Origin of the sequence: Paenibacillus sp. WLX1005 (genome assembly GCF_046603685.1) — a bacterium.
Classification (GTDB): Bacteria; Bacillota; Bacilli; order Paenibacillales; family Paenibacillaceae; genus Saccharibacillus.
In genome coordinates, this window is sequence record NZ_CP176756.1 from 3,207,924 (window position 1) to 3,220,806 (window position 12,883).

Here is a 12,883-nt window from a genome sequence, read left to right on the forward strand (position 1 = left end):
CCAAAAAGGCAATATCGTATTGGAGACCCCCTTGATCACTAGTTCTCTCTTCGAAATATCTTGAATAAAAAAATCATCATAATTATAAATTACTAAAACATAACCATCCTTATGTAACCATTCCAAATCTCTCATCCAGTCATTGTAACCATCTAAGCCGCGTGCCGGAATTGGAAACTGAAATAATTCCGACATGATGTCCAAATAATCTTGCAACTTCCGAGCATCCTTGCATTGATCTCCGCTAGAAATAAGGTGTTATCACTTTCAATCACTTTTTTAATTCCTACCATTTCATTTTCTGACACATAATATATCTTGTTTCTCATACACTTTCCCTACTCAATAATTTGAATTTTCTTTTGCCAAAAGATTTTGTCATTCCCAATCCTCCTTTGTTTACTTGAATGGCTTGGAAACTAATGCTTATTTCTCAAAAGGAGTAAAGATCAATCTACTATGTTCTATCGTCTGGCATCTTTCAGCCAATTGTATAATCTCTTCAATGTGATTGATTTGATAAAAATCAAAGAGTCGACTTTTTAGTTGTTCCAGTTCTATTAGCAACTCTTTCATATCGTTACTACCAAATACATCATATGCACAAGTTGCCAAATCTCCTAACATTTTAAATACATATTCATCATCTTGTGGTAAATATTCAGCATTTCCTTCTTGTCCAACACTGTCTAATCGTTCGTTATCTACAGATTCTAAAATAACTGTGAACATAAGTGAATCCTCCAAACTCTTATAGAATAAAAACTAAACTATTGATCTATCGTTAATATTTATTGGAGAAATCAATTGTGCGTGACCATCAATTACTTTCTTTTTATTAAATATCATGTACATTCTTGAATGATTTTTCTTGCAATTTGCTCACACGTAGCTTTGTTAGCTGTAAATACATCGCCAAATCGTTTACCAAATAAATCAAAGATTTCACAGGCTATCTTATCTTCATTGATGTTTCTATTATTGCGAAGATAATCCTCAATCCATTGTATTTCCACTTCATATTCGTCTTCTGGCGCATAAGGTAATAATCCAATTGGATCCCAATCGTCAATTATCTCCTTCACACTCACAACCATAGTCACTCTCCATTCTTCTCAATCTAATCATGACGCTGCGCCACATGCACAACCACTTTTTTGCTTCCCCAAGCAATACCAATCAAGCTTCCTTCAGCATGTATAGCAAGTACGTTTCACTAGTTTCTTATGTAATAATCTATCTCATACTACATCTTCCCTTCCTCTATTGTACAGTTGAAAAGCTCCTATTCCACAGAATAAGAGCACTTTACACCTATACATACTTTTGCAACCATTTTACTCCCGTTGTTCTTCTCGAAATCACGCAAGCAACCATCCAGATCACTACCGCAACGAGAATTCCCGATTCTCCTGTCCACAAGAACGCTTCGCTTCCTTTGGATACTGCATCAAACACGTCTTGAATAATAGCGTTCCAAGCAGCATGGAAAATGACAGCAGGCCAGATGCTACCTGTTTGCAAGCGAATATAACCGACCACATATCCCGCAGACGTAACGGTCACCATGAACAAAATCAGCGACAACGCAAGATAAGGTCCATTGTAATAAGAACCAGCAAGAATAACAGGCACATGCCACAATCCCCATATAATGCCACTGACTAGTAAAGGATAAGGAACTTCAGCCCGAATCAATCGTGTGAGCATATACCCGCGCCAACCAAGTTCTTCGCCAAGACTACTCAGCATCCCAATCGCTGTGCCTACACTCATTTGAAAAAGCAGCAGCATTCCAAAATGCACAGCAGGAGCAGCAACGATGGAAGAAACCGGAATTTCAAGGTCAACCCATCCGGTCATCCAAGCGGTACCGTATGCGAGCAACCCGACCAATACAGGGAAAAGTAGTGATAGTACGATCAACTTCCATGATCGGCGCATATTCAAACGTAATGAAATATCTGCGATGCCCTCACGCAATACGATGCGTGTCACAATCGATGCCAATCCCGGTGCACACATGAAAAGTGCCCCTCCCAATGGATAGCGATATCCAATAGCCAGAATAAAGCCTGTAGCCGACAACAACACCAGTAATACAAAGAACAACATTAATCCTTGCCTTGCTAATTTCTTGTCTACGTCTGAGCGTTTGCCGTCTACTTGCTCCGCTTTACTTGTTACATGGTCATGTTCAGTCAATCCAATCCCCTCCTACATGCTTGATACATAAGCTATCGTTAGCAATATAACAAAGGATACATAAGCATCAAACATGCTGTAGTCTATAGTTGATACTAGGCTTTGGTCGAGCTGGCATTCCGCTTACAGATGGACTTGTATGTACTGGAGAAATTTGTATGATCATTCATTTTAAACAAATACCTAAATCGGTAAGCCACAAAATACAAAACCCGTGGTAATATAAGAACAAACGTTCCTATAGGAGTGATAATCATGCAGATCGACTATACCAAGCTTCCTAACTACAAGATTCTCTGTGTGGATCTGAAGTCATTCTATGCTTCGGTCGAAGCCGTCGAGATGGGGCTTGATCCGCTTCATGATATGGTGGCAGTCGTGGGCGATATTACCCGGCGTGGCGGAGTCGTTCTGGCAGCTTCACCTGCGCTAAAAGAACGTTACCAGATTCAAACTGGTAGCCGTTCGTACCAAATCCCGCCAGACCATCGCATACATATTGCCAAAGCGCGCATGGGCTTATATTTGGAAAAGTCGATGCAGGTCACCCACATTTATCACCGTTTTGCTCCTCTTGAAGCGATCCAAATCTACTCTATTGACGAAGCATGGATCAATGTGACAGGTGCCGAAAATCTTTTTGGGCAAAATGGCATCCCGGCTACAGCCCGCGATATAGCGATGATGATCAAGCGTGCCATTTACAAGGAGCTAGGATTGCTTGCTGCTGTCGGCATCGGTCCGAACAAATTTCTGTCCAAAGTCGTACTGGATAACTACGCCAAACAAACAGGTCTTGCTTCTATTCACTATTCGCACATCAAAAAGTATCTCTGGCCGCTGCCCGTGCAGCAAATATGGGGTGTCGGTCGGCGCATGCAGCTTCATCTAAATCGTATGGCAATCTTTACACTTGGCGATATTGCCAAGGCACCACTGCGTATTTTGAGCAAACGCTTTGGCATGATAGGAGAGCAGTTGCATTATCATGCGTGGGGCATTGACCATTCGCCCGTCATCGTCGATCCATTCGCCGAAGCGCGTAAAGGATTCAGTCACGGGATTACACTCATGCGCGATTACCGACATGAAGAAGCGGCAGTTGTCATTTATGAGTTGACTGATATGCTCGCTCGTAAGCTGCGGCAGGTGCATGCAGCAGCATTTACAATTTCTCTGTCGCTACGCTTTAGCCGCCGAAATGACATGCCTGCCTTTCGTAAATCCACTTCCCTGTACTCGGCAACCAATCTGTCGAAGCCACTGTACCTTGCCTGCATGGAGCTGCTGCTTCAGGATCAGACGCATGCGCCGATTCGCCATATTCATGTCGGCGTGAGCAATATGGTACATCAGGATGCTATTCAGGTTGATTTATTTGACGGTATTCATCATAACAAGCTGTATCGGTTGGGACAGACGACGGATCAGATTATAGATGAATATGGGAGGCGTGCGATTATGCGAGCAGTATCGTTAACACAAGCTGGTACATGGATGGATCGTTCGTTTAAATTAGGAGGGCATGATGAATAACGAGTATCAAGACCGTGGGAACAAAAAATGGAGTGCGATGCTGCTACCCGAACATCGGGATCGTTTGCGGCAAATGGCTGAGGATGAGCGAAAAGTGAAGCGCCCTTCGTTGGACGATGATCAATGGCAAGAGCTGAATCATCAGTTGCAGATTTGTCTGGCTGGGCAATATCAGGTGCGGATTGTTTATTTTGAGCGGCAGGCATGGGTGGAAGCGATCGGGAGTATTAAAAAGTGCGATATGTTGGAGCGACTTCTATATATGCTTAAACACGATGCACAAGTCATTACAATCAGCTTACATGATATTCAGACCATCGAAATTATACACTAATGCTTTATGAATTCGGATATAGACACTTACAATAAAGAAAAGTGCGAATCTCATACAGTTTATGACTGTTTGAGATTCGCACTTATTTTCTATAATTCATTGTATTCTTCATCTGACATTGGTTTCAATTATTGCAGTGTGTTTGCTGGAATCGCAGATAGATATGTCTCAACTACGATATACATAATTATCTCACGTACATATAACATTTAATTCCAATTTATACAATTAAATGTTATTGTTAGAGGAATCCTAATTTAAAGAGGTGATACATATGAAAAAGTATTTGGTGACTTTGGGTTTAACTACACTTCTGGTTATATCATTTTCTGCAGTATCTTTTGCTAGTACTCCGCCAAAATGTCCACCTTATAATCAAGGGTGCGCACTTCCTTGGTAAAAGCAAAACCAAAGGCTATTTAAAATTAGCCTTTGGTTCTTTGTTATTTTGTAAGTATATTTCGATAAATACTTGTCTGATATGACCAATAATGGTATCTTCGAAAAATAGTATATTACATAGATTACATAATTTTGTTTTCTGGATACGTACGAAAGAGAGGAATACAAGAATGGCCATGGATCATCACTTGCAACGAGGTGGTATTCACTTTTACAATAGCTCAGAAGCGTTAAAACAGATTGCTATATTAAAAACCAATCGCACTACTATTCACGGTATCGATAGTTTTAAGCTAACTACATCTCAAACACAGCCGATCTTGGAACATAGTATTGATTACGGTTGCTCTACAAATAATTGGAATCATGCCGCTGCCTTTATTGAATCCAAAGCAGATCTAGAATTGATGTTTGAAATTATATCTGCCGAATCCGATTCTACCAACTAACTTTACAAATAAAAAAGGGAATGATCTGAATAAGATCGTTCCCTTTTCGATACAATTTTGAAATTCCATTCTAGTGATCCAAAAACACCAGCTGAATCAAGAACAGCACCGCGAATACATAAAAGATCGGATGAACCTCTTTCCCCTTGCCACGCAGCAGCTTCAGTACCGGGTAGAAAATAAATCCAAATCCAATCCCTGTCGCAATACTATGCGTCAGCGGCATCAGAATAATGATCAGAAAAGCTGGAAATGCCTCTTCAAGGTCTTTCCAATTTATCTTGCTCACTACACTAATCATAAAGTAACCAACAATGATCAACGCTGGCGATGTAATCGCCGGAATGCCGGAGATCACGCTAACGATTGGGGCGAAGAATAGCGTAAGTGCCAATAACACGCTAACCGTTAGCGCAGTGAGTCCCGTTCTTCCGCCTGCGGCTACACCAGTACTGGATTCGATATACGCAGATGTCGGGCTTGTTCCGAGTAATGCACCAGTTGTTGTTCCTACTGCATCCGCAAGCAATGCGCCGCGTGAACGTGGGAATTTGCCGTCTTTGAGTAGACCTGCCTGCTCCGCTACACCGAGCATCGTCCCCGTCGTATCGAACAGCGTAATTAATAAGAAGGTAAAGATAATCGTATATAGTCCATTTGAGAATACACCAGCTATATCCAGCTGGAATGCAGTCGTTGCCAATCCGTGCGGCATGGACACAATCGACGCTGGCAGTTGGAATAGACCGAGCATCCATGCTAACACAGCCGTTACGACCATACCGATAAACAGGTACCCTTTGACGTTATACGCCATCAGCACTACAGTGATCAGCAGTCCGATAATCGTCAGATAGGTCATCGGCTGCTCTAGATTGCCGATAGTGATCAGATTGGATTCGGAAGCGATGATGATACCGGAATTTTGCAAGCCTACTGTTGTAATAAACAGCCCAATTCCCGCAGTAATCGCATGCTTCAGACTTGCCGGAATTGCATCCAGCAGCATATATCGAAACGAAGTTACAGACAGGATAACAAACAAAATCCCGGCGATTAATACCGCACCCAAAGCAACCTGCCATGATACGCCATACCCACCAACAACGCTATATGCGAAAAACGCATTCAGCCCCATCCCTGGTGCCAGTACAATCGGATAATTGGACCATAATCCCATAATGAGCGTTGCTACAATGCTGGCAATGATCGTCGCAATGAACACACCGTTAAAATCCATCCCTGTACTGCTCAGAATGCCGGGGTTCACAATGACGATATATACCATCGTAAAAAATGTCGTTAACCCCGCAATGATTTCAGTTGAAATCGTCGTGCCTCTTTCTTTGAGCTTGAACCAGTTATCCATGTAAAACAGCCTCCACGCCATCGGTTATTCATCGCAACCCATATCCCTGAACATTGTATATCAATGCAATCTTGCGTCGTTATAATTACCGTCAGGATTTCGTAATGAAAGGTATGAATAAAATCAAGGCATTCTATGATATGATTGTTCGTTCTTTTGCACCTTTCGAATTTTAATGAAATGAATATGCGTTGTCAATGAATATTCGACTTTTTTTGCCTGATTCACGAACTATTAATGAATGATGTTCACGTTTTATTCGTTTTTCAATTATTGATAAGAAAAAAGAAGCATATCGACAAGGTGTTTTTTTGATCAACACTCGAATCAGAAATATTCTCCTTCCTCAACCTTGATCCTCTTTCTACTATGCTCAAGATTCAATCATTTTATAAATTGACAACTTGTATATACAGGTATACAATCAACAAGGCAAGCAATCCTGTATATACAGGTTGAACAAAAAAACGCATCCATAATCATTCGCATACCATACATAGAATGAACAATGATTATGGATGTACTGAAGTACTGATCGATTGGGGAGGAATTATACGCATGAGTTTTGGCATGACGGAGTGGTGGCGTAGATCGACCGTGTATCAGGTATATCCACGCAGCTTCAAAGACACCACAGGCAATGGGATTGGCGATATCCGAGGCGTGACGGAGAAGCTTGATTATTTGCAGGAGCTAGGTATTGATATCGTGTGGCTGCAACCGGTATATGTCTCACCGCAAAATGATAACGGTTACGACGTTGCGGATTATCGCTCTATTGATCCCATGTACGGTACGATGGACGATTTTGATGAATTGATGAGTAGTTTGCGCAAACGCAATATGCGAATGATGTTGGACATCGTGGTCAATCATTCGTCAACTGATCACATCTGGTTTCAGCAGGCACGTAGCTCCAGAGATAATCCATATCGGGATTACTATATTTGGCGTGATCCTGCACCGGATGGCGGGTTGCCTAACAATTGGCAGTCCAAGTTTGGCGGTTCGGCATGGCAATACGATGAACCAACGGGACAATATTATCTAGCATTGTTCGACAGCACCCAAGCGGATTTGAACTGGGAACATGAACAGGTGCGTCACGAAGCGGCAGACTTGATGCGCTTTTGGACAGATAAGGGGGTCGATGGGTTCCGGCTGGATGTGATTAATCTGATCTCCAAGGATCAGGATTTTCCGAATGATACGAATAGCGATCTCCTCGTTAGCGATGGGCGCAGATTCTATACAGATGGTCCCCGTGTCCACGAGTATATCAAGGAGTTATATGAGAACGTTTTTGGACCGCATCGTCTGGTCACTGTCGGCGAGATGTCCTCTACTACGCTGCAACACTGCATTCGATATTCCAATCCAGACGAACGAGAATTTTCGATGACGTTTAATTTTCATCATTTAAAGGTCGATTATCCACAAGGACGAAAATGGGAATTGATGCCATATGATTTTGAAGCACTCAAGAATCTATTGTCAGAATGGCAGACAGGCATGTACATAGGGGGCGGCTGGAACGCGTTATTTTGGAATAATCATGATCAACCGCGAGCATTATCGCGCTTTGCAGATGACGGGCGTTATCGGGTAGCCAGCGCCAAGATGTTAGCAACGACATTGCACGGATTACAAGGTACACCATACGTTTTTCAAGGTGAAGAAATCGGCATGCCCAACCCTCATTGGAACGATATTACAGAATTTCGTGACATTGAATCCAAAAATATGTATCGCATCATGATCGAAATGGGTAAAACACCAGAAGAGGCATTTACGATCATCGCCCGCCGTTCTCGTGATAACGCCCGTACACCGATGCAATGGAACTATAGTGCCAATGCTGGATTCACGGATGGCACACCGTGGATCAAGGTCGATGAGCGTTATCCAGAGATCAATGCGGAACTACAACAGCACGATCCATATTCGGTGTTTAGCCATTACAAAACGCTGATTCGTCTGCGTAAAACGGAAGATGTGCTCACTGATGGACAATATATTCGGATCGATGAGCAGCATCCACAAGTATACGCATATGCTCGCCGTAATGCAGTCGATACGCTGATCGTTGTATCCAACTTCACCGATCAGCCGGCACAATTCACACCGTCCGCCGTGTATGTCGATAGCAACGACATTGCTAGTATGGAATTGCTTGCGGGCAATACGGAACAGATTCCTGTATGGGACACTACCGTATATTTGGAGCCTTACGGTTCGTATATGTGGGTCATCCGGGGGTAACTCCCCGGGCATTTTATGAGAGAGAATGGAGATGAACAGATGTCGGTAAACAGAGAAGATGTTGAGAAAATCGTCGCAGCGATCGGCGGCAAAGACAATATCGAGGTCGCTACACATTGTGTCACCCGGTTACGCTTTTCACTGCTCGACGAGAGCAAGGTAGACAAGCAGGCACTAGACGATAATGAGCTTGCCAAAGGTTATTTTTCCACACAAGGACAATTTCAGGTGATTATTGGACCGGGCATTGTCGACAAAGCGTACGAGCAATTGATAGCGATTACAGGTGGTCAGCGTGCCAGTAAGGAAGATGTAAAAGCCGCCGCCATCAAACATAAGAGCCCTATTCAGCAATTCATCAAAACATTGTCCGACATTTTCATCCCTTTGCTGCCAGCACTCGTAACGGCAGGTCTGCTACTCGGGATTAACAATCTGCTGACCGGTTCGGATATTTTCTTCAAAGGGCAATCACTCGTTGAAGTGTATCCGCAATGGGCAGACTTCGCCGCAATCGTCAATACAATTGCCAGCACCGCCTTCACCTTCCTACCTGCACTCGTCGGATGGTCGGCAGCGACAAGGTTTGGCGGTAGTCCGTTACTCGGCGTCGTGCTCGGCTTAATCCTGGTTAACCCTTCTCTACTGAGCGCATATGATTATGCTGCTGCATATAACGAAGGAACCGTGCCAACATGGGATCTGTTCGGTCTCCACATTAATGCAGTCGGGTATCAAGGGCAAGTACTGCCTATGCTCGTCGCCGCCTATGTACTAGTCACGATTGAGAAGTGGCTGAATAGAACCGTACCAGATTCGTTCAAGCTACTGGTCGTTGCGCCGGTTGCACTACTGGTGACCGGATTCCTTGCTTTTGTCGTAATCGGACCGGTTACATTTGCACTGGGGAACTGGCTGACTGCCGGTGTAGTGTGGGTATTCTCAACCGTCCCATGGCTCGGTGGTCTGTTATATGGTGGATTGTATGCGCCGCTCGTTATTACCGGTATGCACCATACGTTCCTCGCAGTCGATCTGCAACTGATCAACTCCACCGGTGGTACGTTCCTGTGGCCAATGCTGGCGCTGTCCAATATTGCACAGGGTGCTGCTGCTCTAGCGATGATGTTCGTAATCCGCACGCAAAAAATGAAAAGTCTCTCTGCCACCACATCCGTTACTGCATTTCTCGGTGTTACGGAACCAGCGGTATTCGGCGTGAACGTACGCTTTAAATATCCGCTATTCATGGGAATGATCGGTTCGGCAATCGGCGGTGTGCTGCTGACAATGAACAATGTACGCGCATTTGCAGTCGGTGTCGGCGGGTTGCCTGGTTTTCTAGCGATCAATGTTGGCAACTGGGGCATCTTCTTCATTGGTATGGCAATTGCGCTAGTTATTCCTTTTGTCGGTACATTGCTCTGGGGCAAGCTCGTTACTCGGAAGCAGACCACTACCACGGAAGCAACGGAAGAAGATCTCGCAGATATTGCTATAGACAAGGTACAAGACGGACGCAGCCCTATCCCTGCCTCCGATGCTGTTGTTGCCAATTCTTCCGCATCCGCAGAGCGTGTCGATACGCTGGATCTGCCTTCGCCGATTTCTGGACAGGCGGTGCCACTCGATCAAGTGCCTGATCCTGCTTTTGCCGAGAAACAGATGGGTGAAGGTATTGCAATTGAACCGACAGAGGGCAAAGTATATGCTCCATTCGATGGCAATGTTGCCCATGTGATCGACAAAAGCAAACATGCGCTCATTCTGGAACATACGAGCGGTGTGCAAATCCTTGTTCATATCGGTATCGATACGGTAGGTCTCAAAGGCGATGGCTTCAAAGCACATGTCGCTACTGGCGATACGGTAACGAAAGGACAGCTGCTGTTGGAATTCGATATGGATATGATCCGATCTGCTGGTTATGCAACGATCTCCCCGATCATCGTTCCAGTCGGTCAGGATCTGATTCAGCGCATTGAAGAATTGCCGGGTCACGCCGATGCTGGTGAAACGCCAGTGCTGCGTATTCATCTGAATGGGGCAAGCACCTGATACTTGTACGGAGGCACTTTGGACAGCAATAGGATCTTTTGCTTTTTGACTGTATAATCCGTACAATAGATGGCGGTGATGCAGAATGAATAAAAATATCTTTTCGCAAATTTACAGTGAGTATACACAACATATTGAAACAGGGGCATTGAAGCCCGGCGTCAAACTGCCTTCAGAACACGAGCTGTCAGAGCAATACGGCACCTCGCGGGAAACGGTGCGTAAGGCGCTGCATTTGCTGTCTCAGAACGGATATATCCACAAAATGAAGGGCAAAGGCTCGTTCGTACTGGATATGAACCGGATGGAATTTCCCATTGCAGGGCTGGTCAGTTTTAAGGAATTATCGGAACGATTAGGTCGCAATGTACGCACCCTTGTACATGACACCTCCCTTATTCCTTGCCCACAGCATATCGCACGGCAGCTGAATATTCAGGAAAAAGAACCGATCTGGAAAGTCGTTCGTGCTCGTGAGATTGAAGATGAGAAGATTATTCTGGATAAAGATTACTTTCTAGCATCTGTTATTCTATCGCTCACACGCGAAATCGCCAGTCAGTCAATCTATGAGTATCTCGAAGGCGAGTTGTCGCTGAAGATTGCCTATGCCAAAAAGGAAATCTCCGTCGAACAGGTCACGCCTGAAGATAAGCTGCTGCTCGATTTGAAGCGCGATACGCATATTGTAGTAGTGCGCAACTATGTGCATCTGGAAGATACGACATTGTTCCAGTATACGGAATCTCGACATCGGCTGGATAAGTTTCAATTCGTGGAATTTGCACGCAGAATGCCAGTAGAGGAATAAGTTGATATCTCATATGCAAGTCAACCGATTCTTCTTTAGATGATCAGGCACGTTAAAGCGTATGAAGCACAGGCATACGCTGCATTCCATTGCAACCGATATACAAAGCGAACAGCGGTATGGTGGTACTCCCCCTATACCGCTGTTCGCTTATTTATGTTCCAGCTATACACTCATACTAGCGCTACCGCTGGACCGAAATATTCATAATGACGATGCTCTATTGGTACATCCCACTGCTCCAGAATATGATGGACTGCCTTCATAAAACCAAACGGTCCGCAAAAATAAAACTCCGCTTCCGTAGCCTGTGGCAGTATACGCTGTAACCATTCCATCTCCATATACCCTTCCCGGTGAAACAACTGCTCCGCCCGATCCTGCTGACTCGGCGCTGTATAACAGTAATACACCGACAACAAAGGCTCCCGCTGCTCCAATTGTGCAATCTCTTCTCGCAGCGCATGATGCTCGCCATCGTGGGTCGCATGGATGAATACAACAGGTTGTTGCAACGGTTGTTCCAGCAATGCATGCAGCATACTGGTAATCGGCGTCAAGCCAACCCCACCACTCAACAGCACAATCGGGCGTTGTTGCTGCCGCTGCAAGGCAAAATCTCCTGCCGGTGCAGATAACCACAATACATCGCCTTGCTGCACCTGCTGATGCAGATACATTGATACTTTGCCCGCAGGATATGCTTCATTGCCATCCGCTCGTCTAACAGAAATACGGTAATAGTCATGCTGAGGTCCGGCAGATAAACTATATTGACGAATCTGCTCAAATTCATCGCCGGGGATATGCACCTTCACACTTACATACTGCCCCGGTTCAAATGACGCCAGTGCTCCTCCACTCTGTGGCACCAGATAAAAAGAAGCGATGACCGCACTTTCCTGTTCTTTGCGCTGCACGACAAACGGCTGAAATCCACTCCAACCTCCCCACTGATGCTCTGCCTGTGCATACATTTCCTGCTCAATACCGATAAATGCTTCAGCAATGACCTCATATGCACGCCCCCATGCGTCCAAAATGTCCGGTGTCGCCGCATCCCCCAGTATATCGCGAATCGCAGCTAGCAGATAACGACCAACAATAGGGTAATGCTCTGGCAGAACACCAAGACTGCGATGCTTGTGAGCAATCTGCTTCACCACTGGTATAATCTCGTCCAGCCGATCAATGTGCTGCGCCGCCGCATATACCGCATTGGCAAGCGCTGTTTGCTGGCGTCCTTGCTTCTGATTCGCATGATTGAATATGTTCAATAGCTCAGGATGATCACGAAACATTGTTTCGTAGAAATGACGTGTAATCTTCACACCCTCGGTTTCAAGGACTGGAATGGTGGATTGAATAATCTGGATTGTTTTGGCATCAAGCATGGAACTTCCCTCTTTTCGCTAGTTTTGATTTTATATTAAATTGCATATATTAAATTCTAGCGT

General features: G+C 44.6%; 11 protein-coding genes. 6 read left to right on the forward strand and 5 right to left on the reverse strand.

Annotated elements, in window-relative coordinates; genetic code table 11:
* Positions 1-426: 426 nt before the first annotated feature.
* The 3 genes from ACE3MZ_RS13670 to ACE3MZ_RS13680 all read right to left on the reverse strand — a co-directional run bounded on the left by ACE3MZ_RS13670 (position 427) and on the right by ACE3MZ_RS13680 (position 2,205).
* Positions 427-732 carry a hypothetical protein gene (locus ACE3MZ_RS13670; protein ID WP_411342709.1) on the reverse strand — a complete coding sequence of 102 codons (306 nt, stop codon included), beginning with the start codon at positions 730-732 and terminating at the stop codon, positions 427-429.
* 113 nt (positions 733-845) lie between these two features.
* The gene (locus ACE3MZ_RS13675) at positions 846-1,097 is read right to left on the reverse strand and encodes a DUF1871 domain-containing protein (protein ID WP_411342710.1); all 252 of its coding nucleotides are present in this window, start codon (positions 1,095-1,097) and stop codon (positions 846-848) included.
* 217 nt (positions 1,098-1,314) lie between these two features.
* Positions 1,315-2,205 (reverse strand): type II CAAX prenyl endopeptidase Rce1 family protein, encoded by an 891-nt coding sequence (locus ACE3MZ_RS13680; protein WP_411342711.1) that lies wholly within the window; start codon positions 2,203-2,205, stop codon positions 1,315-1,317.
* 255 nt (positions 2,206-2,460) lie between these two features.
* On the opposite strand from ACE3MZ_RS13680, the gene ACE3MZ_RS13685 reads away from it, so the two are divergent.
* The 3 genes from ACE3MZ_RS13685 to ACE3MZ_RS13695 all read left to right on the forward strand — a co-directional run bounded on the left by ACE3MZ_RS13685 (position 2,461) and on the right by ACE3MZ_RS13695 (position 4,926).
* Complete coding sequence (locus tag ACE3MZ_RS13685; protein WP_411342712.1) at positions 2,461-3,741, forward strand: DNA polymerase V; 1,281 nt, start codon at positions 2,461-2,463, stop codon at positions 3,739-3,741.
* The gene (locus ACE3MZ_RS13690) at positions 3,731-4,075 is read left to right on the forward strand and encodes a YolD-like family protein (RefSeq protein WP_411342713.1); all 345 of its coding nucleotides are present in this window, start codon (positions 3,731-3,733) and stop codon (positions 4,073-4,075) included. Before ACE3MZ_RS13685 ends, ACE3MZ_RS13690 begins: the two co-directional genes overlap by 11 nt.
* A gap of 572 nt (positions 4,076-4,647) precedes the next feature.
* Positions 4,648-4,926: a hypothetical protein gene (locus tag ACE3MZ_RS13695; RefSeq protein ID WP_411342714.1), complete on the forward strand. Its 279-nt coding sequence runs from the start codon at positions 4,648-4,650 to the stop codon at positions 4,924-4,926.
* 70 nt (positions 4,927-4,996) lie between these two features.
* Here the strand turns inward: ACE3MZ_RS13695 and ACE3MZ_RS13700 are convergent, their stop codons facing one another.
* Complete coding sequence (locus tag ACE3MZ_RS13700; RefSeq protein WP_411342715.1) at positions 4,997-6,295, reverse strand: NCS2 family permease; 1,299 nt, start codon at positions 6,293-6,295, stop codon at positions 4,997-4,999.
* A 558-nt stretch (positions 6,296-6,853) separates the two neighbouring features.
* On the opposite strand from ACE3MZ_RS13700, the gene treC reads away from it, so the two are divergent.
* From treC to treR, 3 genes are all read left to right on the forward strand, one after another.
* Entirely contained in the window at positions 6,854-8,557 is a 1,704-nt protein-coding gene (gene treC / locus ACE3MZ_RS13705; RefSeq protein ID WP_411342716.1) for an alpha,alpha-phosphotrehalase, read from the forward strand.
* Between the two features lie 39 nt (positions 8,558-8,596).
* Entirely contained in the window at positions 8,597-10,615 is a 2,019-nt protein-coding gene (treP, locus tag ACE3MZ_RS13710; protein WP_411342717.1) for a PTS system trehalose-specific EIIBC component, read from the forward strand.
* Between the two features lie 85 nt (positions 10,616-10,700).
* The gene (gene treR, locus ACE3MZ_RS13715; RefSeq protein ID WP_411342718.1) at positions 10,701-11,426 is read left to right on the forward strand and encodes a trehalose operon repressor; all 726 of its coding nucleotides are present in this window, start codon (positions 10,701-10,703) and stop codon (positions 11,424-11,426) included.
* A gap of 173 nt (positions 11,427-11,599) precedes the next feature.
* On the opposite strand, the gene hmpA is transcribed toward treR, so the two are convergent.
* A complete protein-coding gene (gene hmpA, locus ACE3MZ_RS13720) occupies positions 11,600-12,820 on the reverse strand; it encodes an NO-inducible flavohemoprotein (RefSeq protein WP_411342719.1) in 1,221 nt (406 codons plus the stop codon).
* Positions 12,821-12,883 lie beyond the last annotated feature (63 nt).

What these genes read in the sequence shown, in the direction of transcription:
- ACE3MZ_RS13670 (WP_411342709.1), bottom strand. Translation starts at nt 732, where the DNA reads ATGTTCACAGTTATTTTAGAATCTGTAGATAACGAACGATTAGACAGT.
- ACE3MZ_RS13675 (WP_411342710.1), bottom strand. Translation starts at nt 1,097, where the DNA reads ATGGTTGTGAGTGTGAAGGAGATAATTGACGATTGGGATCCAATTGGA.
- ACE3MZ_RS13685 (WP_411342712.1), top strand. Translation starts at nt 2,461, where the DNA reads ATGCAGATCGACTATACCAAGCTTCCTAACTACAAGATTCTCTGTGTG.
- ACE3MZ_RS13690 (WP_411342713.1), top strand. Translation starts at nt 3,731, where the DNA reads ATGATGAATAACGAGTATCAAGACCGTGGGAACAAAAAATGGAGTGCG.
- ACE3MZ_RS13695 (WP_411342714.1), top strand. Translation starts at nt 4,648, where the DNA reads ATGGCCATGGATCATCACTTGCAACGAGGTGGTATTCACTTTTACAAT.
- ACE3MZ_RS13700 (WP_411342715.1), bottom strand. Translation starts at nt 6,295, where the DNA reads ATGGATAACTGGTTCAAGCTCAAAGAAAGAGGCACGACGATTTCAACT.
- treC (WP_411342716.1), top strand. Translation starts at nt 6,854, where the DNA reads ATGAGTTTTGGCATGACGGAGTGGTGGCGTAGATCGACCGTGTATCAG.
- treP (WP_411342717.1), top strand. Translation starts at nt 8,597, where the DNA reads ATGTCGGTAAACAGAGAAGATGTTGAGAAAATCGTCGCAGCGATCGGC.
- treR (WP_411342718.1), top strand. Translation starts at nt 10,701, where the DNA reads ATGAATAAAAATATCTTTTCGCAAATTTACAGTGAGTATACACAACAT.
- hmpA (WP_411342719.1), bottom strand. Translation starts at nt 12,820, where the DNA reads ATGCTTGATGCCAAAACAATCCAGATTATTCAATCCACCATTCCAGTC.